The sequence below is a fragment of the Brevundimonas sp. NIBR11 genome (genome assembly GCF_027912535.1).
In the GTDB taxonomy this organism is placed as follows: Bacteria; Pseudomonadota; Alphaproteobacteria; order Caulobacterales; family Caulobacteraceae; genus Brevundimonas.
Genome location: NZ_CP115465.1, coordinates 1,304,376 through 1,329,899 on the forward strand (window position 1 = coordinate 1,304,376; position 25,524 = coordinate 1,329,899).

Below are 25,524 nucleotides of genomic sequence, written 5' to 3' on the forward strand. Positions count from 1 at the left end.
GGGCAGGAGGGGTGACCCAAGCCGGAGATATCCCTCATGCGTCATTCCACCCCGCGCCTTCTGTGCGCCCTGTCCGCCTTCATCCTGATCGGGGCTTCGCCCGCGGCCGCCCTAGCCCAGTCCGATGCGCCGGACGAGGTCATCCATTTCACAGGCCCGGGCGGCGAGACGGTCGAAGGCGGGGTCTGGTTGCCGGCCGCTGACGGCTCGCCCCATCCGCTAGTCGTCATCTCGCACGGCAACAGCGGCTGGTATCGCGGTCATGCCGATACGGCCGAGGCGTTGGCGGAGGCGGGCTTCGTGGTCGCCGCCCTGACCCATCCCGGCGACAACTATCAGGATCAGAGCCGGGGCCTGCGACTGACCGGACGGGCGCCGCAGCTCAGCGCCCTGATCGACTATATGACCGACGGCTGGAGCGGGCCGGTCGCGGTCGATGCGCAGCGGATCGGCGCCTTCGGCTTCTCGGCGGGCGGGTTCACGGTGACTTCGATCATCGGCGGGGTGTCGGACGCCAGGGCGATCCAGGCGCACTGCGCGGCCGAGCCGGAGGTCTTCGCCTGCCGGCTGATCGGGGCGTTCGGCGGGCTGGATCTGGCGAACTGGCGTCCGCAAGCGAGGGACGCACGCGTCAAGGCCGCTGTCATCGCCGCGCCGGCGTTGGGTCTGTCGTTCACCGACGAGAGCCTGGCCGCGATCACGATCCCGGTGCAGGTCTGGCAGGCCGCGGACGACCTCATCCTGCCCTCGCCCTTCAACGTCGAGCCGGTGCGCGACGGGCTGGGCGGCGCCGTCGACTATCACCGCGTCGAGAACGCCGGCCACTACGACTTCCTGACGCCCTGCGAGCCGCGAATGCAGGCGGCCATGCCAGAGCTTTGCACGTCCGCGCCGGCGTTCGATCGCGCGGCGTTCAAGAGGGCCTTTAATGCCGAGGTGGTGCGCTTCTTCCGCCAGGCGATGGGCGAGCCCTAGGGCGTGATGCGGAAGGCGTAGGCGAAGTCTCTCGACTGGCCCTGGACGCGGACGTTGCGGATGCCGACCTCGTAGGTGACGCCCGGCTGGAGGCCCTCGGCGGCGAACTGGAGGCTGTTGGACAGACCGTAGGCGTTGTTGTCGAACGACACGCGGCCGACTTCGACGGCGGCGCCGCCTCTCTGGCGCACGGACACCTGGGCCTGGGCGTAGTCGACCTCGGCGCTCGCCGCCTTGTCGCGGAGATCGACGAGGACGGCGAAGGAGAGGAGGGCGCCAGGGTCCCAGAAGCGAGCCGGGTAGTCGCCGAAGGGGTAGGCGATGAAGCCGCCCTCGATGGGCTCGGGCACGACACGGTTGCTGCCGATGATCCGCAGGGCGGCGCCGTCGGTGCGACGACCGTCCGGCAGGATACCGGCGACGCGGCCGAAGCTGATCGTGGCGAGAAAGGGATCGAGCAGCCAGCGCCGGTGGCCGATGCTGCCGGGGTTCATGTGGCGGACGTCGGTCATCCAGCCCGTGACCATCTCGTCCATCGAAATGAACATCAGACGCTCGGAGGCCCCGCCGAAGATGTTGCTGAGGCGCGCGCCCGTGGAGGCGTCCTCGGTAAAGCAACGCCACCAGCTTCCGGGATAGTGGGACAGGCTGCCGTTGGCAGCGAAGACCATGGCGGCGGCCGTGGCGGTGTCCTCGGTCGCCGTATTGTAAGTCACCGGCGCGAGGCCGTGCAGGGCGCGGACTTCATTGACCCGGGCGGTCAGGGTGGTGCGGATTTCGGGCTTCAGGCGGCCCGGACGGCAGTTCTCGATGTCGGGCTGTTCGGCATAGAGGGCGACGGCGCGGGCGGCGAAGTCGGGGCTGCGGTCCTGGGCGGCTTGGTTCTGGGCACGGGCCGGCGCAGCCATGCAGGCGACCGCGAGCGGCAGGGCGGCGAGCAGGCTCTTCATTGACGATCAGCCTCCAGGGACTGTCGACGATCTGGTCAGCGATGACGGCGGTGCGCAAGCACGCTCGTCAGGGAAGCGAGTCCCGCCAGGCCTGGAGAATGGTGATCTTCGGCTCCAGCATCTGGCCGCGCATGAAGCCCTCGCCTTCGGTGGGAGAGGTGGGGGCGGCGAGGATGGCGCGGACGACGTCCATGCCCTGGACCACCCGGCCGAAGACCGCGAAGCCGTCGGGATCGACCGAGAAGGATCGCCCGGCGTCATAGGAGGGCGTGGGGCCGACCGAGACGAAGAAGTCGCCCGTCGCCGTGCCCGGCGCATAGCGGGCCATGGACACGGCGCCGTCGACGTGGCTGAGGCCCGTCTGGGTCGTCGGCTCGTGGGCGATGGGCGGCAGGACCCGCTCCGGATCGTTGTTGACGCCGCCCTGGACCAGGCCCGTGGTTGCCCCCGGCGCGGACTGCATGGCGCGGTAGAAGGTCGCGCCGTCAAAGCGATGCTCGTCGACATATTTCAGGAAGTTGGCGGCGGTGATCGGGGCCTTCACCGTCTCGACCTCAATGACGATGCGGCCGGCGGAGGTCTCCATCTGCACGCGGGGCAGGGGCGGGGGCGCGTCCTGCGCAAAGGCGGACGCGGTGAAGACGGCGGCGAGCGCGAGACCAAGGAGAGCACGACGGATCATCCGAGAAGCCTCGCGGCCTGAGGAGCGAAATAGCTCAACACCCCCGCACAGCCGGCCCGCTTGAAGCCGTGTAGGGTCTCCAGGACGGCGCGGTCCTGGTCGAGCCAGCCATTGGCGATGGAGGCCTGCATCATCGCGTACTCGCCACTGACCTGATAGGCGAAGGTCGGGAGCTTGAAAGTTTCGGAGACCCTCTGGACGATGTCGAGATAGGGCATGCCGGGCTTGACCATGACCATGTCGGCGCCCTCGGAGATGTCCATGGCGACCTCTTTCAAGGCCTCGTCGGAGTTGGCGTAGTCCATCTGATAGGTCTTCTTGTCGCCGGTCAGCATCTTCGCCGAGCCGACCGCGTCGCGGTACGGGCCGTAGAAGGCCGAGGCGAACTTGGCCGCGTAGGACAGGATCAGGGTGTCGTGGAAGCCGTTGGCCTCCAGCGCCTCGCGGATGGCCTGGACGCGGCCGTCCATCATGTCGGAGGGGGCGACGACGTCGGCGCCGGCGTGGGCCTGGATGAAGGCCTGTTCGGCGAGGCGGTCGAGCGAGGCGTCGTTGAGGATCTTGCCGTCCTCCACGACGCCGTCGTGGCCGTGGTCGGTGTAGCAGTCCAGCGCCACGTCGCACATGACGCCGATCTCGGGCGCCGCGTCCTTGATGGCCTTGATGCAGTCGGGGATCAGTCCGTCCGGGTCGGTCGCACCTGTGCCGATCGCGTCCTTGGTGGCGGCGTCGACGTTCGGGAACAGGGCGACCATCGGGATGCCGAGGTCGCGAGCCTCGACGGCGGCGGCGGCGGCGGCCTTGGGCGACAGGCGGAAGACGCCGGGCATGGAGGGGACGGGGACGCGGTCCTCCGAGCCGTCATGGACGATCAGGGGCCAGATCAGGTCCGACGGCGTGAGGATGGTCTCGGCGACGAGGCGGCGAACCCAGGGCTGGCTGCGCAGGCGGCGGGGGCGGGCCATGGGGAAGGCGGCGGGCATGAAGGGGAGGGTCATGGGGGGCATTTAGCCCCCTTCTCCCGGTGGGAGAAGATGGCCGGGTAGCGGACGAATGAGGGTCGGGTCTTGAAGTCGGCCCAAGCCGTCGCACGACCGCGCCTCACCTCACACATCCGACCCTCACCCTTTCGCGCAAGTCCGATCGCTTCGCTCTCGGGCGCTCAAGCCCTCTCCCACCGGGAGAGGGATGCGGATAGAAGCGTCGAAAAGTTTGCAGGAAACACCATGGATTTCGCCCTCAGCGACGACCAGCGCGCCATTCAGGACGCGGCGCGCGCGTTCTCAGATGATCTGCTGGCGCCGAACTCGGCCGAGTGGGACGAGCACAAGATCTTCCCCGTCGACGTCATGCGTCAGGCGGCGGAGATGGGCTTCTGCGGCATCTATGCGTCGGAGGATTTCGGCGGCACGGGGCTGGGGCGGCTCGAGGCGGCGCTGATCTTCGAGGAGCTGGCGCGTGGCGACGTGGCGACGGCGGCATTTATCTCGATCCACAACATGTCGACCTGGATGATCGACCGGTTCGGTTCCTACGACCTGCGCCAGCGCTATGTGCCCAGCCTGACGACGATGGAGAACATCGCCTCCTACTGCCTGACCGAACCGGGGTCGGGGTCAGATGCGGCGGCGATGCGGACGGCGGCCGTGCGCGACGGCGACGACTGGGTGCTGAACGGGTCCAAGGCCTTCATCTCGGGCGCGGGCACGTCGGACGTCTATGTCGTCATGGCGCGCACCGGAGAGCCGGGACCGAGGGGCATTTCGGCCTTCGTCGTCGACAAGGACGCGCCGGGTTTGAGCTTCGGGGCGCAGGAGAGGAAGATGGGCTGGAACGCCCAGCCCACGGCCATCGTCCAGTTTGACGACTGCCGGGTGCCGGCGGCGAACCTCCTCGGGAAAGAAGGCGACGGCTTCCGCTATGCGATGATGGGGCTGGACGGCGGGCGGCTGAACATCGCAGCCTGTTCGCTGGGCGGTGCGCGTCTGGCGCTGGAGACGGCGCTCGCCTACGTCGCGACGCGCAAACAGTTCGGCAAGCCGATCGCCGACTTCCAGAACACCCAGTTCAAGCTGGCGGACATGGCGACTGAGCTGGAAGCAGCGCGGCTGATGGTGCTGCGCGGAGCCTGGGCCATCGACACCGACCACCCGCAGAAGACCAAATGGTGCGCCATGGCCAAGCGGATGGCGACGGACGCCTGTCACCAGATCGCCGATGAAGCCCTGCAGCTGCACGGCGGCTATGGCTATCTGAAGGATTATCCGCTGGAGCGGATCGTACGAGACCTGCGGGTGCACCGCATTCTTGAGGGCACCAACGAGATCATGCGCGTCATCATCGCGCGCGAGATGATACGGCAGTAGGCTGGACCGGCAAGGCTGCGCTTCGTAGACCGCGCCCATGAGCGATTCCGAAGTCCTGACCCGCATCGAATCCGGCGTCGGGCGCATCACCCTGAACCGGCCCAAGGCGCTGCATGCGCTGAACCTGGGCATGTGCGAGGCGATGACGGCGGCGTTGCTGGCGTGGCGCGACGACGACGCGATCGTGTCGGTGCTGATTGACCATGCGGGGGAGCGCGGCTTCTGCGCGGGCGGCGACATCCGGATGATCGCCGAGAGCGGGGCGACGGATGCGGTGGAGGCCAAGGCCTTCTTCCTGATCGAGTACCGGCTGAACCTTCTGATGGTCGAATACCCCAAGCCGATCACCGCCGTCGTGGACGGGATCGTCATGGGCGGGGGCGTCGGCATTTCCGAGCCTGCGGGTGTCCGGATCGCGACCGAGCGGACGACCTATGCGATGCCGGAGACGGGGATCGGCCTGTTCCCCGACGTGGGCGGCGGCTGGTTCCTGCCGCGACTGCCGGGTGAAGCGGGAACCTGGCTGGCGCTGACCGGGGCGCGGCTGAAGGCGGCGGACACGGTGGCGCTGGGGATCCATACGCATTTCGTGGCGGCGGAAACTGTCGAGGCGCTTAAGGCCGATCTGCTGGCTCACGGGCCGGGCGCGGTGGAGGATCATGCGCGCGACGCAGGCCCCGCGCCGCTGGCTCCGCATCGCGAGGCTATCGACCGGTTGTTCGCGCACCACACGGTCGAGGCGATCTTCAGCGCGCTGAAGGCCGACGGGTCGGATTGGGCGATGGCTCAGCTGACGACTCTGAAGACCAAGTCGCCTCAATCGCTCAAGGTGACCCTGCGCCAACTCCGGGCCGGGCGCACGATGCAGACCTTCGCGGAGGTCATGGCCATGGAGTATCGGCTGGGCGGGCGCGTGGTCCGCTCGCACGACTTCCAGGAGGGGGTGCGGGCCGTGATCGTGGACAAGGACAATACGCCGAACTGGTCGCCGGCGACGCTGGAGGCGGTGTCGGACGGCGACCTCGACGCCCTCTTCGCGCCGTTGCCCGCCGACGAAGAATGGACGCCGCTGGCCTAGCCGCGTGCATCCTGTGAAGCTTTCGTGCGTATGTTGGCTGAACCGCTGTTCGAGGACCGTCCCATGCTGAAATCGTCGTTGCTGATCGTGGCTTCCGCGATCGCCCTGTCCGCCTGTGCATCCTCGATGTCGGGAGGTACCCCCGCCGATCCGGCTGAGCGCGCCTCGGCCGTCGTCAACGACTACGCCCTGGCCATCGCCGATCCGCTGCGGCCCGCGAGCGAGGTCGCGCGCGATCCGCTGAGGAAGCCGGCCGAGATGCTGGCGTTCGCGCAGATCGAGGGTGGAGAGCGGATCGCCGACGTGCGGCCGGAGGAAGGTTATTTCAGTCGCCTGTTCGCCCGCGCGGTAGGGCCAGAGGGCCGGGTCTACGCCTTCGTGCCGAACCAGACGGCGGCGCGCGAGAACGCCTACGGCGACACCCTGGCGACCGACTATCCGAACGTGACGCGGATCACCGGAGCGTTGGAGGACCTGACCTTCCCCGAGCCGCTGGACGTCGTCTTCATGGGGCAGGAGTACCATGACTTCGTCATCGACCGGTTCGGCGTGGACGTGGCGCGGATGAACGCGGCGGTGTTCCGGGCGCTGAAGCCGGGCGGCCTCTATGTCATCCTGGACCACGAGGCGGCGCCGGGGGCGGGGACCTCGGTCGTCGGCACCCTGCACCGGATCGAGGGTTCGGCGCTGCGCGCCCAGGTGGAGGCTGCGGGTTTCATTTTCGACGGCGAGACCCAGGTCGTGCGCAATCCCGAGGACAACCACTCCCTGTCGGTCTTCGACGAGGCGATCCGGGGCCGGACCGACCAATTCGTCTATCGGTTCAGAAAGCCCGGCTGACGCCGTTCGCCGGACGCGCTAAGCTTCCCTCGCGCTATCAGAGCGCGAGGGAGAGAGCCATGCGCCGTTCGCTGATCCTGGCCGTTTCGGCCGCCGTTCTGATCACTGTCGGAGGGTTCGCCTCGGCGCCGATCCAGGACCCTGCCGTTTACGCCTCTGTGCTGGCCGCCGACGTCCGGCCCCAGGCGGATCGGGACCGCGACGCGGCGCGCCATACGGCCGAGGTGCTCGCCTTCGCCCAGGTCGGACCGGACGACAAGATCGGCGACATGATCATCGGCGGGGGCTTCTGGACCCGCGTCTTCGCCGGGATCGTGGCGAACGGGTCGGGCGAGGTGATCGCCTGGCAGCCCGCCGAATTCGTCGGCTTCCAGGCCAGCTATGCCGAGGCGATCGCCGCCGCCGACGCCCTGGACGACGTGAGCGGCATCCAGTCTCCGATCGGGGCGCCGGAGCTTCCGGCCGGGATGGACCTGATCTTCACCAACCAGAACTACCACGACCTGCATCTGCGGCCCTTCGGGACGGACACGGCCGAGATGGTCAATGCGGCCGTGTTCGCGGCGCTGAAGCCGGGCGGCCGTTATGTGATCATCGACCACTACGCTCGGTCGGGCGCGGGGCTGGGCGTCGCCGACAGCCTGCACCGGATCGACATCGCCGACGTCAGGCGCGAGGTCGAGGCGGCGGGCTTCGTGCTGGAGGCCGAGAGCGACGTCCTGAAGAACGATACGGACCCGATGACGGCCAATGTCTTCGACGCCTCAATCCGGGGCCACACCAGCCAGTTCATGCTGCGCTTCCGCAAACCCGCGTGAGGCCTCTGGCGGGAACCCGAGCGAGCGGCTAACCCCGGCGGCAACGAGAACGCTCAGGGAAACGCCGACATGACCGCAACCAAGATCGCCTTCATCGGCCTGGGCAACATGGGTGGCGGCATGGCCGCGAACCAGGCCAAGGCGGGCAACGCCGTGGCGGCCTTCGACCTGTCGGCGGCGGCCCTGGACCGGGCCAAGGGCGCGGGCTGCGCGCCGGTCGGGTCTGTCGCGGAGGCGGTGCGCGACGCCGAGGTGGTCATCACCATGCTGCCCGCCGGGCCGCATGTGTTGAAGGTCTATTCGGAGCAGATCATCGGCGTGGCGCCGTCGTCGGCCCTGTTGCTGGACTGCTCGACTATCGACGTGGACACGGCGCGCAAGGTGGCGGGACTGGCCCGGGAGGCCGGCTACGCCTTCGCCGACGCGCCGGTCTCGGGCGGGACCATGGCGGCGGACGCCGGGACCCTGGCCTTCATGGTCGGCTGCGACGAGGGGGATTTCGCGAGGATCGAGGCGGCGCTGGAGCCGATGAGCCGGGCGACCTTCCGCGCCGGCGACCACGGGGCGGGGCAGGCGGCCAAGATCTGCAACAACATGATCCTGGGCATCACCATGCTGGGGACCTGCGAGGCGATCGCCCTGGCCGAGAAGCTGGGGCTGGATCCGGTCAAGATGTTCGACATCGTCGCCAAGTCGTCGGGACAGAGCTGGTCGACGACGACCTACTACCCGTGGCCCGGTCCGGTGCCGACGTCGCCCGCCAACCGCAACTACGAGGGCGGGTTCGCCACGGCGATGATGCTGAAGGATCTGAAGCTGGCGCAGGACGCGGCGGCCAAGGCCGGCGCCTCGACGCCGCTGGGGGCGCAGGCGGAAGCGCTGTTCCAGATGTTCGACGGGCTGGGTTACGGCGGACGGGACTTCTCTGGGATACTGCAGATGCTGCGCGGCAAGCTTGATGAACTGCCCAAGTCGTTAATGAGAACCGTTATCAATTAAGAGTTTGCGGCGTTTTGTCCTTGCGCGTGCGTGGACAGAGGGGGCCAATCGGCGCATTACGCCGCCATCTTTTTCCGGCCCGGCCGGAGCCCCGAACGAGACGATCGGTTGTACGACTACAAGGCCGCCTTCCAGACCGCCGTGGACCAGGTGAAGAGCGAGGGGCGCTACCGCGTCTTCGCCGACCTGAAGCGCGTGCGCGGCGAGTTCCCCAAGGCGGTGCGGCGGCGGGACGACGGGTCCGAGCAGGACGTCGTCATCTGGTGCTCCAACGACTACCTCGGCATGGGTCAGCATCCGGTCGTTCTGGACGCCATGCAGGCCGAGCTGGACGCCGTGGGCGCCGGCGCCGGCGGTACGCGCAACATCTCGGGCACGACGCGTTCGGCCGTGGACCTGGAGGCTGAACTGGCGTCCTGGCACCAGAAGGAAGCCGCGCTTCTGTTCACCTCGGGCTATGTGGCCAATGAGGCGACGCTGACGACCCTGCAGCGCATCCTGCCGGGGCTGATCATCTTCTCGGACAGTCTGAACCACGCCTCGATGATCGCGGGGATCCGCAACGGCGGCTGCGAGCGGCACGTCTTCCTGCACAACGACCTGACGCATCTGGAAAAGCTGCTGGCCGCCGCGCCGGCCGACGCGCCCAAGCTGATCGCCTTCGAGAGCGTCTATTCGATGGACGGCGACATCGCCGACCTGGCCGGGACCATCGCCCTGGCGAAGAAATACAACGCCCTGACCTATCTGGACGAGGTCCATGCGGTGGGCCTGTACGGCGCGACCGGCGCAGGCGTGGCCGAGCGCGACGGCGTGCTGGACGGCATCGACATCGTCGAATGCACCCTGGGCAAGGCCATCGGCGTCATGGGCGGGTACATCGCCGCCGACGCGGTGATCGTGGACGCGGTGCGGTCTTGGGCCTCGGGTTTCATCTTCACGACGAGCCTGCCGCCGGCCCTGACCGCCGGGGCCCTGGCGTCGGTGCGTCACCTGAAGGCGCATCCGGAACTGCGCGAGGCCCATCAGGAGCGCGCCCAGGCCCTGAAGGTTCGTTTCGCCGCCGCCGGCATCCCGGTCATGGACAGCGTCAGCCACATCGTCCCGGTCTTCGTGGGCGATCCGGTCCACACCAAGATGATCTCGGACATGCTGCTGGAAGAGCATGGCGTCTACGTCCAACCGATCAACTACCCGACCGTGCCCAAGGGGACCGAGCGCCTGCGCTTCACCCCGTCGCCGAACCACACCGACGCGATGATGGACGATCTGGTGAAGGCGATGGACCGCCTGTGGGCTCACTGCAACGTCGCGCGGATGCCCTCGGCGGCGTGACGCTGCTGGACACGGTTCGATGACCGGCTATCGTCCGTCACATGACGGACGCCCGCCCGCCGCTCGACGCCTATTCCCACCATCGCGCCTTCGTCGGTCAGCCGCAGCGGTATGACCTGGCGGCGGGGTCGCAGTTCTCGCTGCTGTTCCTGCTGGGCTTGCGCGAGCACCACAAGCTGCTGGATTTCGGCTGCGGCTCGCTGAGGCTGGGCCGGCTGGCCATCCCCTATCTGAAGTCCGGCGGCTATTTCGGGATCGAGCCCGAGGCGCGGCTTGTGGAGGAGGGGCTGGCCCACGAGGTCGGGCAAGATGCGGTGGCGCTGAAGTCGCCCCGCTTCATGCACAACGCCGACTATCGGGTGGACGGGTTCGGCGAGACCTTCGATTTCATCGTGGCCCAGTCGGTGTTCTCGCATACGGGCCAAGAGCCGCTGCGCCGCGCGTTGAAGTCCTTTGCCGGGAGCCTGTCGCCGACCGGGATGGTGGTGGCCAACTGGCTGCTGGGACCGCCGGGATACGGGCCGCCGTCGGAGAGCGTGGACTGGGTCTATCCGGAGTGCGTGGCCTATATGCCGGATCGTCTTCAACGGTGGGCCGAGGAAGCGGGTCTGGTCCTGCGGCCGTGTCCATGGCCGCATCCGGAGCTTCACTGGTTCGTGCTGGCGAAGGATCCCACCGTCCTGCCGGACCTGGAGACCATGAAGGCGTTGCGCGTCGCGCCGCCGGCATGGCGCTCATGAACGACGACATCGGTCAGGTGATCGTCGAGTCGATCCGCAACGGGACCTATCTCAAGGTCACAGCCGTGCACGTCGCGACCGGAACGGAGGCGACGGCGGTCGGGCCCGCATACGAGCCCAAGGCCGTCGAGCGGCTCGCCCTAGCCAAGCTAAAGCGGTTGCTGACCGCGCAGTGACACAAGATGTTGTGGTGAATGGACGCGGGGACTAGATAGGCCGCCTCTCCATTCCGTCAGCTGGACATGCCCGTGACCGCTTCCTTCATCCACGACGCCTATTTCTCCAAGGGTCTGGCCGAGGCCGATCCGGAGGTCTTCAACGGCGTCCAAGGCGAACTGCGTCGCCAGCAGGAACAGATCGAGCTGATCGCGTCCGAAAACATCGTCTCTCAGGCGGTTCTGGACGCGCAAGGCACCGTCCTGACCAACAAATACGCGGAAGGGTATCCGGGCCGTCGCTACTATGGCGGCTGCGAATACGTCGACGTAACCGAGAATCTCGCGCGCGAGCGGGCCAAGGCACTGTTCGGCGCGGCCTTCGCCAACGTCCAGCCGCACTCAGGGGCTCAGGCCAACCAGGCGGTATTCTTCGCCTTGCTGCAGCCCGGCGACACCTTCCTGGGCATGGATCTGGCGGCGGGGGGGCACCTGACCCACGGCAGCCCCGCCAACCAGTCGGGCAAGTGGTTCCGGCCCGTGACCTACAAGGTCCAGGAAGACACCCATCTGATCGACTACGATCACGTGGCCGAGATGGCCCAGAAGGAAAAGCCCAAGCTGATCGTGGCCGGCGCTTCGGCCTACAGCCGCCATATCGATTTCGCCCGCTTCCGCGAGATCGCCGACAGCGTGGGCGCATACCTGATGGTGGACATGGCCCACTATGCCGGTCTGGTGGCCGGCGGGGCGTACCCAAACCCGGTGCCGCACGCCCACGTGGTGACGACGACGACGCACAAGACCCTGCGCGGTCCGCGCGGCGGCATGATCCTGTCCAACGACGTCGAACTGGGCAAAAAGATCAACTCGGCCGTCTTCCCGGGCCTGCAGGGCGGGCCGCTGGAGCATGTCATCGCCGCCAAGGCCGTGGCTTTCGGCGAGGCGCTGAAGCCCGAGTTCAAGCTCTATGCCAAACAGGTCGTGGCCAACGCCCAGGCCCTGGCCGGGGTTCTGATCGAGCGCGGCCTGGCCATCGTCTCGGGCGGCACGGACAGCCACCTGATGTTGGTCGATCTGCGTCCCAAGGGGGTTACCGGCAAGGCGACGGAGCTGCAGCTTGAGCACGCCCTGATGACCTGCAACAAGAATGGCGTGCCCTTCGACACCGCGCCGTTCACCGTGACCTCGGGCGTTCGCCTGGGCACGCCTGCGGGAACCACGCGCGGCTTCCGCGAGGAAGAGTTCAAGTCGATCGGACACTGGATCGCCGACGTCGTCTCCTCGATGAACGGCGGCGACGAGGCCGATCCGGCCGTGGTCGCCGAGGTCGCGGGACAGGTTCGCAATCTGACCGCCCGTTTCCCGATCTACGGATAAGAGCCGACCGATGAAGTGCCCCTTCTGCGGCAACGCGGACAGCCAGGTGAAGGACAGCCGCCCGTCGGACGATGGCGCGGCCATCCGGCGGCGCCGGTCCTGCCCGAACTGCAACGGGCGCTTCACGACCTTCGAGCGGGTGCAGCTTCGGGAGTTGGTGATCCTGAAGCGGAATGGGCGGCGCACGCCCTTCGACCGCGACAAGCTGGAACGATCGCTCGCCATCGCGCTGCGCAAGCGCCCGATCCAGCCTGAGCAGATCGAACAGCTGGTCTCGCGGATCGTGCGACAGCTGGAGAGCTTGGGCGAAACCGAAATCCAGTCGAGCGTCGTCGGCGACTTCATCATGAAGGGGCTGAAGGGCGTCGATGAGGTCGCCTACGTCCGCTACGCCTCGGTCTACAAGGACTTCCGGGCGACCGGGGACTTCGCCAAATTCCTCGGCGACGAGGGTCTGGACGATGATCAGGGATCTTCGGGCCGCTGATGAGACCGCGGATCACCTGGAAGGTCGCCACGTCGCTGGACGGCCGCATCGGCACGTCGACGGGCGAGAGCCAGTGGATCACGGGCCCGCAGGCGCGTGAGCAGGGCCACCGGCTGCGCGCCGTCAGCGACGCCATTCTGGTCGGGGTCGAGACCGTGCTGGCCGACGATCCGCGGCTGACGGTGCGGTTGCCGGAGGGGGAGGCGGGGGCCGATCCGTTGCGGGTCATTCTGGACAGTCGTCTGCGGACGCCGCCGTTCGCGCGGTTGGCCAAGGCGGGGACGCTGATCCTGACCACGCGAGAGCCCATCGCCGTGGGCGAGGCCGAGGTCGTGCGGGTGGCGGGCGACAGCCATGGCCGTCCGACGGTGGATGCCGTGCTGGCGGCGCTGACCGAACGCGGCGTGAAATCCCTGATGATCGAGGGCGGCGGCCGGGTGGCGGCGTCTTTCATCTCGGCCGGGCTGGTCGATGCGATCGAGTGGTTCCGGGCGCCGATCCTGCTGGGCGGGGACGGCCGGCCGGGGGTCGCGGCGCTCGCTCTCGCACGACTGGCGCACGCGCCGAAGTACCGGCGCCTTGCGGCGGAGCCTCTGGGTGACGACCTGTGGGAACGTTACGAGAAGGTTTGAGACGTGTTCACGGGTATCATCACTGACGTCGGCCGCGTCCGCTCGGTCGCGCAGACCGAGCGCGACCGTCGCTATGAGGTCGAGACGGCCTGGGACGTGTCGGACATCGATCTGGGCGCCTCCATCAGCCATGCGGGCGTCTGCCTGACGGTCGTGGAGAAGGGCGATGGCTGGTTCGCGGTGGAGGTGTCGGGCGAGACGCTGGACAAGACGACGCTGGGATCCTGGGCGGCGGGGACGCCGGTCAACCTGGAGCGGGCGACCAGGGTCGGCGACGAACTGGGCGGCCACATTGTTTCGGGGCACGTCGATGGCCTCGGAACCGTGGTGTCGATCACGCCGGAGGGCGGGTCCCACCGGATCGCTATCGAGGCGCCGGCGCCGCTGCACCGGTTCATCGCCGCCAAGGGCTCGATCACTGTGGACGGAGTGTCCTTGACGGTGAACAGCGTGGACGGCCAGCGTTTCGGCCTGAACATCATTCCTCACACCTGGGAAGCGACCACCCTGGGCGCGCTCAAGGTCGGCGATCCGGTCAATCTGGAGATCGACATGCTGGCGCGATACCTCGCGCGGTGGCAGGAGACGGCGTGATGACCCACACCATTGCGCTCGCCAAGGACATGTTCGACAGCCCGATCAGCCCGATCGAGGATATCCTCGAGGACGCCCGCAATGGCCGTCCTTACATCCTGGTGGATGCCGAGGACCGGGAGAACGAGGGCGACATCATCATTCCGGCGCAGTTTGCGACGCCGGACCAGATCAACTTCATGATCCGGCAGGCGAGGGGGCTGGTCTGCCTGGCCCTGACCGCCGAGCGGGCGCAGCAGCTGCGTCTGCCGCCCATGGCCGCCGACAACCGCGAGAGCATGAAGACCGCCTTCACCGTCTCTATCGAGGCCAAGGAAGGCGTGACGACCGGCATTTCGGCCGCAGACCGTTCGCGCACAATCCAGGTGGCGACGGATGCGTCCAAGGGCATGGACGACATCGTCTCGCCCGGACACATCTTCCCCTTGGTCGCGCGCGACGGCGGCGTTCTGGTCCGCGCAGGCCATACGGAAGCGGCCGTGGACATCAGCCGGATGGCCGGCCTGAACCCATCGGGCGTGATCTGCGAGATCATCAAGGACGACGGTGAAATGGCCCGGATGCCGGACCTGATCTCCTTTGCCCAACTGCACGGGCTGAAGATCGGCACCATCGCCGACCTGATCGCCTATCGCCGCCGCACCGAGCGGTTCGTCGAACGAGTGATGGATCAGCCTTTCGAGAGCGTGCACGGCGGCCCGTTCCGCATGATGCTGTACCGGAACACGATCGAGGGCGCCGAGCACGTCGCCCTGGTCCACGGCAAGATCGATCCCGACAAGCCGACGCTGGTTCGAATGCACCAGGTGGACTTCGCCGCCGACCTTTTGGGCCATGTCGAGGAGCGGCAGAGCTATATTCCCGACGCCCTGAAGGCGATCACCGACCATGACGGCGCGGGCGTCGTCGTCTTCCTGCGCGATCCGACGCTGCAGGGGCTGGCCGAGCGTCTGGCCGGGGTCGACAAGCCAACGGCGGTCGATCGGTCCTTGAGAAACTACGGCGTGGGGGCGCAGATCCTGCTGGATCTCGGCGTGCGCGACATGATCGTCATGTCCAAGACCCGCCCCGAACCCGCCGCCATCGAAGGCTACGGCCTGCGCATCACCGGCTGGTGCGACATGCACGGAGAAGAGCAATCCTGAAGGATCCCTCCCGCGTCCTCATCGTCGAGGCGCGCTTCTATGACGAACTGGCCGACGCGCTTTTGGAAGGCGCGAAGGACGCCTTGCGCGCGCATGGGTTCGAGTTCGATGTCGTCACCGTGCCGGGCGCTCTGGAAATCCCGCCGACCATCGCCATCGCCGAACAGGCGGGCAAATACCCGACGGCCCCGCGCTATGACGGCTATGTCGCCCTGGGCTGCGTGATCCGCGGCGAGACCTATCATTTCGAGATCGTGTCGGATCAGTCGGCGGCCGGGATCATGGCTCTGGGCGTCCAGGGCCTGTGCATCGGCAACGGCGTCCTGACCGTCGAGGACGAAGATCAGGCCTGGGCTCGCGCCCGGATGTCTGAGGGCGACAAGGGCGGCGGCGCGGCCAAGGCCTGCATGGACCTCATTGCCTTGAAGAAGCGGTTGCGCGTAGGGCTCGGCGAATGACCGAACCGAATAGCATCCAGGCCGTCCTGGCCCAGCTCGCCGAGAACGAACGCGCCCAGGCCGAACCTCAGCTGACCAGCCGCCAGCGCCGCGCGCGCACAGTGGCGCGTCTGGCCGCCGTCCAGGCGCTCTACCAGATGGAGCTGGCCGGGGAGGGCGTCGAGACCGTCATCACCGAGTTCTCTAATCATCGCTTCGACGCCGACATCGAGGGCGAGCCGCTGGCCGAGGCCGATGAGGCCTATTTCGCCGACGTCGTGCGGGGCGTGATCACCGATCAGAAGGACATCGACGCGGCCGTGAAGGCGCGTCTGGCGTCGAACTGGCGGCTGGAGCGGGTCGATGCGACCCTGCGGGCCCTGCTGCGCTGCGGGGCGTGGGAGCTCATGCACAAGGCCGAGGTGCCCAAGGAGATCGTCATCGACGAATACGTCGAGCTGGCCAAGGCCTTTTTCGACGAGGCCGAGGCAAAGTTCGTCAACGCCGCGCTGGACGGCGTGGCCCGCGACGTTCGCCCGAAAGCCTGATCCGTGGCGGGCGTCGACGCCGCCGGCGAGTTCGAGACGATCCGGAAACTGTTCGCGCCCCTGGCCCATCCGGATCATGCCTGGGGGCTGACGGACGATGTCGCAGTCATGCCGACGCGGCCGGGGTTCGATCTGGTCCTGACCAAGGATGCGATCGTCGAAGGCGTGCATTTCCTGCCAGACGATCCGCTGGATACGGTGGCGCAGAAGCTGTTGCGGGTCAGCCTGTCGGATTTAGCGGCCAAAGGGTGCGAGCCCTTCGGCTATTTGCTGGCCTGCCACTGGTCGCCGCGCTGCGGCTGGCCCGAGCGGGAGGCGTTCGCGGCCGGGCTGGGGGCGGACCAGAAGGCGTTCGGCATCCTCCTGCTGGGCGGGGACACAGTGCTGACGCCGGGGCCTGCGTCGTTTTCCGCCACCATGCTGGGCTGGGGGCCGAAGGGTGGGTCGGTGACGCGCGGCGGGGCCAAGCCGGGGCATGGGATCTATGTCACCGGCGCTATCGGCGACGGGTATCTGGGGCTCAGGGCGGCCCAGGGACATCTGAAGCTAGAGCCGGAGCGGATCGACGCCCTGGCCGAACACTATCGTCGCCCCGTGCCGAGGCTGGCCTTCGGCCAGGCGGTGCAGGGGCTCGCCAGCGCCATAATGGATGTCTCCGATGGGCTGATCGCCGATCTGGCCCATATCGCCAATACGAGCGGGGTCGCCGCCTCGGTGCAGCTGGAGCTCTTGCCGCGCTCGGCGGCAGCGACGGCCTGGTTCGACACCCGGACCGACCCGGAAGCGGCGCTGGAGCAGCTGGCGACGGGCGGTGACGACTATGAGCTGTTGCTGACGGCGCATCCGGCCGACGAGGCGGCGCTGAAGCGAGAGGCCGATCGGCAACTGCTGAGGCTGACCCGCGTGGGCACGATTTCGGCGGGCCGAGGGGTCGGCGCGACATATCTCGGCAACTCAGTGGACATCAAGAAGTCCGGCTGGACGCACGACTAAACGGAATCTCAACTGCTGCGCCCGATAACCGCGTCATGCGCCGCAGAGACATCTTCGCCCTCGGAACCCTGGCTCTGGCCGGAACCGTCGCCACGAGCGCTTCGGCTTCGGACGCCCCGTCGGGCGGAGGCGCCACGACCGCCAACATCGCCGGGGTCGGCCTGCCGATCATCGCGGGCGGACGCATCCGCAACTACGTCTTCGTGACCATCAGCCTGACGCTCGGCGCGCATTTCACGCCCGAGCAGATGCGCGCCAAGGAGCCGTATTTCCGCGACGCCTTGGTCCGCGCCGCGCACCGGACCCCGTTCGTCCTGGCCAATGACTGGACCCAGGTCGATGCTCCGGCTCTGTGCGCCGCGATGATGCGGATCGCGCCCTCCATCGCAGGAGCAGGCGGCATCACCAGCGTCCAGGTCGCCCTCCAGGCCCCGCGCCGTCGGACGGGCGTGCAGCCGACCTGAGTTCGGCGTTTCTGTAGGGCGCTATCTCTCACGAGGCGGTTGCTCGCTGCTTGAGCGCAGGTCACTCACATCCTCGAAAACGCTGGTTGCGTCCTCTCGACGCAGGGGGCAAGCTTTAGCCGCAATTCCCGCGGGACGCGCCATTGCGTCCGGACTGCGCACGGGGGGACCGGAAGGCGGACAGAGGCGATAACGCCCGCCGCGCCAAGGGTCCGCGCGCCTAATGCATTAGGTATGGAAACGCCAATGACGAACTATCTGTGGCTAGTGATAGCCGCCGGTGCGCTGGGGGTCCTTTACGGGCTCGTCCAGACCGCGAGCCTGATGAAGGCCGATACCGGCAACGACAAGATGCGAGAAATCGCGGCCGCCATTCAGGAAGGCGCCTCCGCCTATCTGAAACGGCAATACACCACCATCGGCATGGTCGGGATCGTCATCCTGATCGCCGCCTGGTTGCTGATCGGCCAGTACGCCGCCATCGGCTTCGTGATCGGCGCGGTCCTGTCGGGCCTTGCCGGGTTCGCTGGCATGCTGATTTCGGTCCGCGCCAACGTCCGAACGGCCCAGGCCGCCTCGGTAAGCCTGTCGAAGGGGCTGGACCTGGCGTTCCGCTCGGGCGCCATCACCGGTATGTTCGTGGCGGGCGGCGCCCTGATGGGCGTGGCCGGCTACTACGCCGTCCTGACCCAGGGGCTGGGGCTTGAATCGACGGGCCGCGAGGTCATCGACGGTCTGGTGGCCCTGGGCTTCGGCGCCTCGCTGATCTCCATCTTCGCGCGTCTGGGCGGCGGCATCTTCACCAAGGGCGCCGACGTGGGCGGCGACATGGTGGGCAAGGTCGAGGCCGGCATCCCCGAGGATGACCCCCGCAACGCCGCGACCATCGCCGACAATGTGGGCGACAACGTCGGCGACTGCGCCGGCATGGCCGCCGACCTGTTCGAGACCTATGCGGTGACCACGGTCGCCACCATGGTGCTGGCGGCCATCTTCTTCCGCGGCCAGCCCTATGTGGACGTGATGATGCTGCTGCCGCTGGCCATCTGCGGTATCTGCATCGTGACCTCGATCGTCGGATCGTTCTTCGTGCGCCTCGGCAAGTCGAACAACATCATGGGTGCCCTGTATCAGGGCCTGATCGTCACCGGCGTCCTGTCGGTCGGCGCGGTATGGTGGGTCATCACGACCCTGGTGACCGGTCCGGTCGTGACCACGGGCGGTCTGCAGATCGAGCCGATGAACTTGTTCTGGTCGGGCCTGGTCGGCCTGGCCGTCACCGCCGCCATCGTGGTGATCACCGAATACTACACCGGCTCCAACTTCCGCCCGGTGCGGTCGGTCGCCAACGCCTCGGTCTCGGGCCACGGCACGAACGTCATTCAGGGTCTGGCCGTGTCGCTGGAGGCCACCGCGCTTCCGGCCATCGTCATCATCGTCGGCATCGTCGTCAGCTTCCAGCTGGCCGGCCTGTTCGGCATCGCCATCGCCACCACCACCATGCTGGGCGTGGCGGGGATGATCGTGGCGCTGGACGCCTTCGGTCCAGTGACCGACAACGCCGGCGGCATCGCCGAGATGGCGGGCCTGCCTTCGGAAGTGCGTCATTCGACCGACGCCCTGGACGCCGTGGGCAACACCACCAAGGCCGTGACCAAAGGCTACGCGATCGGCTCGGCGGGCCTGGGCGCCCTGGTGCTGTTCGCCGCCTACACCTCGGACCTGCAGTATTTCGCCTCCAACCCGGCGGACTATCCGTTCTTCGCTAACATGGGCGTGGTCGCCTTCGACCTGACCAACCCCTATGTCGTCGTCGGTCTGCTGTTCGGGGGGCTGCTGCCCTTCCTGTTCGGCGGCATGTCGATGATGGCCGTGGGCCGCGCGGCCGAATCGGTCGTGGCCGAGGTGCGTCGCCAGTTCCGCGAGAACCCCGGCATCATGACCTATCAGGTCAAGCCGGAGTACGGCCGGGCCGTGGACATCCTGACCCGGGCGGCGATCCGCGAGATGATCGTGCCGTCGCTCCTGCCGGTGCTGTCGCCGATCGTGCTGTTTGTGGCGGTCCTTTTCATCTCGGACAAGGCCAATGCGTTTGCAGCTCTCGGCGCCATGCTGATGGGCGTCATCGTCACCGGCCTGTTCGTGGCCATCTCGATGACCTCGGGCGGCGGCGCCTGGGACAACGCCAAGAAGGTCATCGAAGAGGGCTTCACCGACAAGAACGGCGTCGTTCACGGCAAGGGTTCGGAGGCTCACAAGGCCGCCGTCACCGGCGACACGGTCGGCGATCCCTACAAGGATACATCCGGCCCGGCGGTGAACCCGATGATCAAGATCACCAACATCGTGGCGCTTCTGCTGCTCGCGGTGCTGGCGAGCGGGACGATCGGGTAGGGCCCGAAGGCTCTTCCCCATGGGCGCTTGCGCATGGGGAGGTGGATCCGAGGCGTAGCGGAGGAGACGGAGGGGTTATTTCTGCGTCCACGAAGAACCCCTCCGTCAGCTCGCAGGAGCTCGCCGCCACCTCCCCATCTCATGGGGAGGAGACAAAGACAAAGGCCCGGAGAGCGATCTCCGGGCCTTTTGCTAGGCAAGTCTGAAGTCTTAATCCGGGCGACGTTGTCCCGGGACGTCCTCGTCCGTGCGAGGCAGTTGGCCGCGGCCGACGTTGCCGAGGAGCTGTTCCAGGATGGTCAGCTGGCGACCGCGGGTCGGGGTTTCGCGCCGTTCCATGGCGATCTGCTGGCCGTCGTCGAGGTCCAGGTTGCGGACCTCGGTGACCTTGTCGTCGCCTTCGTTGAAGGTAATGGCGGTGACGCTGCGCTGGGACACCTGCGGGCGGTTGTAGGTGTACCGCTCGGTGGTCTGCGAAATGTAGTACCAGATGTTGTCCTCGAAGGTCGAAACCGCCGAGGGCGAGCCCAGTTGGGCCAGGACGGTCGCCTTGGTGTCGGTTCCGACGGCGATGTCCTTCGGGTCCTTGTCCACGATCTGGAAGCCGTGGTTGCCCACGACAGGCGCGCAGGCGACGGCCAGCGGCGCGAGGGCGGCCAGAACGGCGAGACGGACGACGATCTTATTCATAGGGACGAGCGCCTGGGACGAAACAAGGTCTTTGACCTAACCGGACCTGACGCCTAGTTCAACGGCGCGGCGGAAAAGGGGCCGTACACTGATGCTGAAGAACCTGTTCCGTACCCGATCCGCCGAGCGCATGGGCCTGCCGCTTTATACGGCCGCCGTGGCGCAGGCGCGCGAACCCGCTTTCTACAGGGCCCTGGGCGTCGAGGACGAGATCGATGCGCGGTTCGAACTCTACACCCTGCATGTCCTGCTGCTGATCCTGCGGCTGCGCGACGAGGCGGGCGTGGACGCGGAAAAAGGCTCCGAGGCGGCGCAGAACCTGTTCGACGTCTATGTCTCGGCTCTTGACAACGCGCTGCGCGAACTGGGCGTCAACGACGTGACCATGGCCAAGAAGATGCGGCGGCTGGGTGAGTCGCTGTACGGCCGGATGACGACCTATGAGGCCCCCCTGCGCGCCGGCGATGCGGACGCCCTGGCCGAAGGGCTGGCGCGGAACGTCTATGCGAGCGGCGACGCTGCAGAAGCGGGGGCGCTGGCGGCGTACGCCCTGGCGGCGCGCGCGGGGCTGGCGACGCAACCGATCGATGCGGTCCTGACCGCGCCCCACTGGCCCGAGGTGACGGCATGACCAGCGAAGCTCGCCCGCCCTTCAGCGAGATCGTGCGGATCAACGAGATCGGCGCCGGAATCGAGCGTCATCTGATTCCCGACGCGGACGCGATCAAGCGGATCGTCCAGGCATTGGACCTGGCGTCGCTGAGCGCCTTCGAAGCCGATATCAGGGTGGCGCCGGCGCATGTGGGCTGGACACTGAGCGGACGGGTCGTCGCGGCACTGGAGCAGGTGTGCGGCATCACTCTCGAGCCCCTGCCGGTTCAGGTGGACGAATGGTTCTCCATCGATCTGGTCGACACGGGCGAACCCGAGACGGGGACGGCCGAGGCCGAGCTGACTTTGGACGATGAGACGCCCGACGTGATCGAGGACGGGCGAATCGATCTGGGCGCCTATGCCGTCGAACAGCTGTCGCTTCAACTTGACCCGTTCCCGAGAAAGCCGGGCGCCGAATTTGTGCAGCCGGAAGAACCGGCCGAGATTTCCCCCTTCGCCGTTCTGAAGGCGTTCAAGCCCAAGGATGGCGACGGAAAATCCTGACCCGACGTCACCGCCGTTTGCATCCGGTTCCGGCGGCGGTATCCTGCGACCCACAAGAACGCGACGCTAAGTCGGCGCACCGGAGTTTCCGACCCCTTGCCAACGCCCACCCTTATTTCTCTCGACGCCATGGGCGGCGACCATGGTCCGCCCGTCGTCGTCGGCGGCATCCGCGACTATATCCGTCGCCATGGCGGGGAGGGGGTCAGCTTCCTGCTGCACGGGGACGAGCAGGCGATCGTGGCCGAATTGGCGAAGCACAACCTGACCTCCGATCTCTGCGATGTCCGGCACACGGCGACCAAGGTGGCCTCGGACGAGAAGCCGGCAACTGCGATGCGACGCGGCAAGGGCACCAGCCTGTGGAACGCCATCGAGTGCGTGAAGTCGGGCGAGGCCGGGGCCGTTGTCTCGGCCGGCAACACCGGCGCCCTGATGGCGATCTCCAAACTGATCCTGCGTATGTCTGCGTCGGGGTTGGAGCGTCCGGCCATCGTGGCGAGTTGGCCCACACTGCGTGGAGTCACCGCCGTGCTGGACGTCGGCGCCAACATCGAGAGCGATGCGGAACAGCTGGTCGAGTTCGCCATCATGGGCGAGGCTTTCCACGCCGCGGTTCATGGCGTGGCTCGCCCGACCATCGGCGTCCTGAACGTCGGCTCCGAGGACATGAAGGGCCACGAGGAGGTGCGGGAGGCCGCCCGCATTCTGCGCGAGGGCGGGCTGGGGCTGAATTATCATGGCTTTGTCGAGGGCGACGACATCGCCAAGGGCACGGTCGACGTGGTCGTCACCGACGGCTTCACCGGCAATATCGCACTGAAGACCGCCGAGGGCGTGGCGCGCTTCATCTCCAGCCTGTTGCGCGAGGCTCTGACCTCGAGCCTGCAGGCCAAGGCGGGAGCCTTCATCGCCATGCCGGCGCTGAAGGCCATGGGCCAAAAGATCGATCCCAGCGCCATCAACGGCGGCCCCCTGCTGGGTCTGAACGGCATCGTGGTGAAGAGCCACGGCGGCGCCGACGCCAAGGGCTTCGGAAACGCCATCCGCATCGCTGTCGATCTGGCCCGCAGCGACTATATGCAGACGGTCGGGGCGAACCTCAGCCGTCTGACCGACGTCATGCACGCGGCCCAAGCCGCCCCATCCCAGGTCCAAGAGAGCGTCTCGTGAGCGTCATCCGCAGCGCCGTCACCGGCGTCGGTTCCTTCCTGCCGGAACAGGTAGTGACCAACGCCGACCTGGCCGAGTTCGTCGATACGTCCGACGAATGGATCATCGAGCGCACCGGCATCCGCCAGCGCCACAAGGCCCGCGACGACCAGCCGACCAGCGATCTGGCCGCCGAGGCGGCGAAGAAGGCGCTTGCCGATGCGGGCAAGACGGCCGCCGACGTCGACATGATCATCGTCGCCACCACGACGCCGGACATGACCTTCCCGGCCACGGCCTCCATCGTTCAGAGGAAGATCGGCGCTCCGACCTGCATCGCCTTCGACGTCCAGGCGGTCTGCTCGGGCTTCGTCTACGCCCTGAGCGTCGCCGACGGCTTCGTGGCGCGCGGCCTGGCCAAATGCGCCCTGGTCATCGGCGCGGAAGAGATGACCAGGCTGATGGACTGGAACGACCGGACGACCTGCGTTCTGTTCGGCGACGGCGCCGGCGCCATCGTGGTCGAGCCGCGAGAGGGGCAGGGGACGACCGCCGATCAGGGCCTGCTCGGCTTCGCCCTGCGCTCCGACGGAACCAAGACGGACCTGCTCTATGTCGACGGCGGGCCCTCCACGACGGGTCAGGTCGGTCACCTGCGGATGGCCGGCAACCAGGTCTTCCGCCACGCCGTGGTGAATATCGCCGAGGCCATCACCGCCTGCTGCGAGGCCTCCGGCATCACCGTGCCCGAGGTCGACTGGTTCGTGCCGCACCAGGCCAATCAGCGAATCATCAAGGGCGTCGGCGACCGGCTGGGCCTTGACGAGGAGAAGGTGATCTCCACCGTCGCCACTCACGCCAACACCTCGGCCGCCTCGATTCCGCTGGCTCTGGACGCCGCGATCCAGGACGGGCGCATCAAGCGCGGTGATCTTGTCCTGCTGGAGGCCATGGGCGGCGGTCTGACCTGGGGCGCCTGCGCTTTCCGGCTGTAACAGCCGCGCTGGACTTTGACTTCGCCCGCTTTTCGCCGTTTATGGGGAGGCTGGGATGAGAGGGGACGACATTGGGCGAACTGCAGACCTTGACGCGCGCGGACCTCTGCGAAGCCGTCCATGAAGAAGTCGGCCTGTCGCGACAGGAATGCTCGTCGATGGTCGAGCGTACCCTGGAGCTGATCGTCGAAAGCCTGGAACAGGGCGAGACGGTCAAACTGTCCGGTTTCGGGGTCTTCCAGGTGCGTGAGAAGCGCGCGCGCATGGGCCGCAATCCCAAGACGGGCGAGCCGGCGGCGATCAATCCGCGTCGGGTCATCAGCTTCCGCGCCTCCCAGATCATGAAATCCCGCGTGCACGGCGCGGGCGCCGACGCCTGATGGCCAAAGGCCCCGACGCCTTCCGGACCATTTCGGAGGCCGCCGAGGCCGTGGGCGCGCCACAGCATGTGCTGCGCTTCTGGGAAACCAAATTCCCGTTCGTCGCGCCCGTGAAGCGCGCGGGAGGGCGCCGATTTTATCGGCCGCAGGACATCGTGGTGCTGAAGGCCATTCGTCGCCTGCTTCACGACGAAGGTCTGACCATCAAGGGCGTGCAGCGTCTTTACAAGGATCAGGGTCTGGCGCGACTGGCCGCCTATGGCGATCCGGATGCGGCCTTCGCCATGGATGCGGAGGCCGCCACGGCGACCGAAAACCGCCCACCGGCCGTAGCAGGAGCCGGCAAGTCCGAGCGCGAACTCAGGGCGATTCTGGCTGATCTGGAGAGCGCGCGCGCGCGTCTGGACGCCGTTCTGGCGGGCTGATCTGCCCGCTCCGACCACCCAAACTACAAATGCAAAAGGGGCCGTCCAAAGACGACCCCTTATACATCCGACATCTATTCGATGAGTAGATGGTCGGAGCGACAGGATTCGAACCTGCGACCCCTTGACCCCCAGTCAAGTGCGCTACCAGGCTGCGCCACGCTCCGAGACGCGGGTCTATAGCGAGGGGTTTGCGTCGCCGCAAACGAGAAAACGCACAGCCTCGATTTCGTCCGCGTCAGTTCTGCTTCTTCTTCAGGAAAGGCTTGCCCTCGGCCCAGGACATCAGCGGCAAGAGCGGCACGCCCCAAAGGGTCCCGGCCAGACCGTAGAAGGCCAGGGTCGCCAGCGGGTGGTCGGGCACACGGGCCCCGACGGCGATGACCAGCCAGACGTAGAAACCCAGAAAGACAAGGATGCCGATCGAGGCCACGGCCCGGCGCGCCCGAAGCCCCATCAGCGAGTGTTCCGGAACAGATAATAGGTGATCAGGCACAGGATCGTGCCGGCGGCGGACCAGAGCACCCAGCCGAACTCATCCATCGTCGAGGCGCCGAACACCCGGACCGCCAGGAACCAGCCGCAGGCCGCGCCGACGAAAGCGACCAGCGACGCGGCGAACAGGCCGCGACGGCCGGTCAGCAGATCCGCGATCCAGGCGAGGGCGAAGGCGCCCCCGGCGGCGACGACCACATCGGCGTATTCCAACACA

General features: G+C 67.3%; 31 protein-coding genes and 1 tRNA gene. 25 read left to right on the plus strand and 7 right to left on the minus strand.

Annotation, left to right across the window (positions count from 1 at the left end):
• Positions 1-36 precede the first annotated feature (36 nt).
• Positions 37-975: a dienelactone hydrolase gene (locus O5O43_RS06430; RefSeq protein WP_271086079.1), complete on the plus strand. Its 939-nt coding sequence runs from the start codon at positions 37-39 to the stop codon at positions 973-975.
• On the opposite strand, the gene O5O43_RS06435 is transcribed toward O5O43_RS06430, so the two are convergent.
• The 3 genes from O5O43_RS06435 to hemB form a co-directional block, all read right to left on the minus strand.
• Positions 972-1,925: a CAP domain-containing protein gene (locus tag O5O43_RS06435; protein ID WP_271086080.1), complete on the minus strand. Its 954-nt coding sequence runs from the start codon at positions 1,923-1,925 to the stop codon at positions 972-974. The genes O5O43_RS06430 and O5O43_RS06435 overlap by 4 nt on opposite strands.
• Positions 1,926-1,992: 67 nt before the next feature.
• Positions 1,993-2,607: a peptidylprolyl isomerase gene (locus O5O43_RS06440; protein WP_271086081.1), complete on the minus strand. Its 615-nt coding sequence runs from the start codon at positions 2,605-2,607 to the stop codon at positions 1,993-1,995.
• Complete coding sequence (gene hemB, locus O5O43_RS06445) at positions 2,604-3,605, minus strand: porphobilinogen synthase (protein WP_271086082.1); 1,002 nt, start codon at positions 3,603-3,605, stop codon at positions 2,604-2,606. The genes O5O43_RS06440 and hemB overlap by 4 nt, the downstream gene beginning before the upstream one ends.
• A gap of 228 nt (positions 3,606-3,833) precedes the next feature.
• Between hemB and O5O43_RS06450 the strand changes: the two genes are divergently transcribed.
• From O5O43_RS06450 to O5O43_RS06535, 18 genes are all read left to right on the plus strand, one after another.
• A complete protein-coding gene (locus O5O43_RS06450) occupies positions 3,834-4,973 on the plus strand; it encodes an isobutyryl-CoA dehydrogenase (protein ID WP_271086083.1) in 1,140 nt (379 codons plus the stop codon).
• Between the two features lie 37 nt (positions 4,974-5,010).
• Positions 5,011-6,051: an enoyl-CoA hydratase/isomerase family protein gene (locus O5O43_RS06455; protein WP_271086084.1), complete on the plus strand. Its 1,041-nt coding sequence runs from the start codon at positions 5,011-5,013 to the stop codon at positions 6,049-6,051.
• 63 nt (positions 6,052-6,114) lie between these two features.
• Complete coding sequence (locus tag O5O43_RS06460; protein ID WP_271086085.1) at positions 6,115-6,891, plus strand: hypothetical protein; 777 nt, start codon at positions 6,115-6,117, stop codon at positions 6,889-6,891.
• 59 nt (positions 6,892-6,950) lie between these two features.
• Positions 6,951-7,709, plus strand: a complete 759-nt coding sequence (locus O5O43_RS06465) for a methyltransferase (RefSeq protein WP_271086086.1) — start codon at positions 6,951-6,953, stop codon at positions 7,707-7,709.
• 69 nt (positions 7,710-7,778) lie between these two features.
• Positions 7,779-8,708: a 3-hydroxyisobutyrate dehydrogenase gene (mmsB, locus tag O5O43_RS06470; protein WP_271086087.1), complete on the plus strand. Its 930-nt coding sequence runs from the start codon at positions 7,779-7,781 to the stop codon at positions 8,706-8,708.
• Between the two features lie 108 nt (positions 8,709-8,816).
• Entirely contained in the window at positions 8,817-10,043 is a 1,227-nt protein-coding gene (gene hemA / locus O5O43_RS06475; RefSeq protein ID WP_271086088.1) for a 5-aminolevulinate synthase, read from the plus strand.
• A gap of 41 nt (positions 10,044-10,084) precedes the next feature.
• Entirely contained in the window at positions 10,085-10,783 is a 699-nt protein-coding gene (locus O5O43_RS06480; protein ID WP_271086089.1) for a class I SAM-dependent methyltransferase, read from the plus strand.
• Positions 10,780-10,959 (plus strand): hypothetical protein, encoded by a 180-nt coding sequence (locus O5O43_RS06485; protein ID WP_271086090.1) that lies wholly within the window; start codon positions 10,780-10,782, stop codon positions 10,957-10,959. Before O5O43_RS06480 ends, O5O43_RS06485 begins: the two co-directional genes overlap by 4 nt.
• Before the next feature lie 66 nt (positions 10,960-11,025).
• Positions 11,026-12,318, plus strand: a complete 1,293-nt coding sequence (gene glyA, locus O5O43_RS06490) for a serine hydroxymethyltransferase (protein ID WP_271086091.1) — start codon at positions 11,026-11,028, stop codon at positions 12,316-12,318.
• A 10-nt stretch (positions 12,319-12,328) separates the two neighbouring features.
• Positions 12,329-12,805, plus strand: a complete 477-nt coding sequence (gene nrdR, locus O5O43_RS06495; RefSeq protein ID WP_271086092.1) for a transcriptional regulator NrdR — start codon at positions 12,329-12,331, stop codon at positions 12,803-12,805.
• Positions 12,805-13,437 carry a RibD family protein gene (locus O5O43_RS06500; RefSeq protein WP_271086093.1) on the plus strand — a complete coding sequence of 211 codons (633 nt, stop codon included), beginning with the start codon at positions 12,805-12,807 and terminating at the stop codon, positions 13,435-13,437. Before nrdR ends, O5O43_RS06500 begins: the two co-directional genes overlap by 1 nt.
• Before the next feature lie 3 nt (positions 13,438-13,440).
• Complete coding sequence (locus O5O43_RS06505) at positions 13,441-14,031, plus strand: riboflavin synthase (protein ID WP_271086094.1); 591 nt, start codon at positions 13,441-13,443, stop codon at positions 14,029-14,031.
• Positions 14,031-15,176: a 3,4-dihydroxy-2-butanone-4-phosphate synthase gene (ribB, locus tag O5O43_RS06510; protein WP_271086095.1), complete on the plus strand. Its 1,146-nt coding sequence runs from the start codon at positions 14,031-14,033 to the stop codon at positions 15,174-15,176. The genes O5O43_RS06505 and ribB overlap by 1 nt, the downstream gene beginning before the upstream one ends.
• Positions 15,173-15,634, plus strand: coding sequence for a 6,7-dimethyl-8-ribityllumazine synthase (gene ribH, locus O5O43_RS06515; RefSeq protein ID WP_271086400.1), 462 nt, complete (start codon positions 15,173-15,175; stop codon positions 15,632-15,634). The genes ribB and ribH overlap by 4 nt, the downstream gene beginning before the upstream one ends.
• Positions 15,631-16,161, plus strand: coding sequence for a transcription antitermination factor NusB (gene nusB / locus O5O43_RS06520; protein WP_271086096.1), 531 nt, complete (start codon positions 15,631-15,633; stop codon positions 16,159-16,161). Before ribH ends, nusB begins: the two co-directional genes overlap by 4 nt.
• A 3-nt stretch (positions 16,162-16,164) precedes the next feature.
• Positions 16,165-17,154, plus strand: a complete 990-nt coding sequence (gene thiL, locus O5O43_RS06525) for a thiamine-phosphate kinase (protein ID WP_271086097.1) — start codon at positions 16,165-16,167, stop codon at positions 17,152-17,154.
• 35 nt (positions 17,155-17,189) lie between these two features.
• Entirely contained in the window at positions 17,190-17,618 is a 429-nt protein-coding gene (locus tag O5O43_RS06530) for a hypothetical protein (protein ID WP_271086098.1), read from the plus strand.
• Between the two features lie 246 nt (positions 17,619-17,864).
• On the plus strand, positions 17,865-20,012 hold the full coding sequence (locus O5O43_RS06535; RefSeq protein ID WP_271086099.1) for a sodium-translocating pyrophosphatase: 2,148 nt from the start codon (positions 17,865-17,867) through the stop codon (positions 20,010-20,012).
• A gap of 210 nt (positions 20,013-20,222) precedes the next feature.
• Here O5O43_RS06535 and bamE read toward each other — a convergent pair whose 3' ends face one another.
• Complete coding sequence (gene bamE / locus O5O43_RS06540; RefSeq protein ID WP_271086100.1) at positions 20,223-20,702, minus strand: outer membrane protein assembly factor BamE; 480 nt, start codon at positions 20,700-20,702, stop codon at positions 20,223-20,225.
• 91 nt (positions 20,703-20,793) lie between these two features.
• Here bamE and O5O43_RS06545 point away from each other — a divergent pair, with 91 nt between their 5' ends.
• The 6 genes from O5O43_RS06545 to O5O43_RS06570 all read left to right on the plus strand — a co-directional run bounded on the left by O5O43_RS06545 (position 20,794) and on the right by O5O43_RS06570 (position 24,812).
• Entirely contained in the window at positions 20,794-21,333 is a 540-nt protein-coding gene (locus O5O43_RS06545; RefSeq protein ID WP_271086101.1) for a ubiquinol-cytochrome C chaperone family protein, read from the plus strand.
• Positions 21,330-21,860: a DUF177 domain-containing protein gene (locus O5O43_RS06550; RefSeq protein WP_271086102.1), complete on the plus strand. Its 531-nt coding sequence runs from the start codon at positions 21,330-21,332 to the stop codon at positions 21,858-21,860. The genes O5O43_RS06545 and O5O43_RS06550 overlap by 4 nt, the downstream gene beginning before the upstream one ends.
• 96 nt (positions 21,861-21,956) lie before the next feature.
• Complete coding sequence (gene plsX, locus O5O43_RS06555; RefSeq protein ID WP_271086103.1) at positions 21,957-23,033, plus strand: phosphate acyltransferase PlsX; 1,077 nt, start codon at positions 21,957-21,959, stop codon at positions 23,031-23,033.
• A complete protein-coding gene (locus O5O43_RS06560) occupies positions 23,030-24,007 on the plus strand; it encodes a beta-ketoacyl-ACP synthase III (protein WP_271086104.1) in 978 nt (325 codons plus the stop codon). The genes plsX and O5O43_RS06560 overlap by 4 nt, the downstream gene beginning before the upstream one ends.
• 80 nt (positions 24,008-24,087) lie before the next feature.
• Entirely contained in the window at positions 24,088-24,387 is a 300-nt protein-coding gene (locus O5O43_RS06565; protein WP_271086401.1) for an integration host factor subunit alpha, read from the plus strand.
• Positions 24,387-24,812, plus strand: a complete 426-nt coding sequence (locus O5O43_RS06570; protein ID WP_271086105.1) for a MerR family transcriptional regulator — start codon at positions 24,387-24,389, stop codon at positions 24,810-24,812. Before O5O43_RS06565 ends, O5O43_RS06570 begins: the two co-directional genes overlap by 1 nt.
• Before the next feature lie 90 nt (positions 24,813-24,902).
• Here the strand turns inward: O5O43_RS06570 and O5O43_RS06575 are convergent.
• The 3 genes from O5O43_RS06575 to O5O43_RS06585 all read right to left on the minus strand — a co-directional run bounded on the left by O5O43_RS06575 (position 24,903) and on the right by O5O43_RS06585 (position 25,523).
• Positions 24,903-24,979 (minus strand) — tRNA-Pro (locus O5O43_RS06575).
• 71 nt (positions 24,980-25,050) lie between these two features.
• Positions 25,051-25,269, minus strand: a complete 219-nt coding sequence (locus O5O43_RS06580) for a DUF2842 domain-containing protein (protein ID WP_271086106.1) — start codon at positions 25,267-25,269, stop codon at positions 25,051-25,053.
• The gene (locus O5O43_RS06585; RefSeq protein WP_271086402.1) at positions 25,269-25,523 is read right to left on the minus strand and encodes a transglycosylase; all 255 of its coding nucleotides are present in this window, start codon (positions 25,521-25,523) and stop codon (positions 25,269-25,271) included. The genes O5O43_RS06580 and O5O43_RS06585 overlap by 1 nt, the downstream gene beginning before the upstream one ends.
• Position 25,524: the final 1 nt, after the last annotated feature.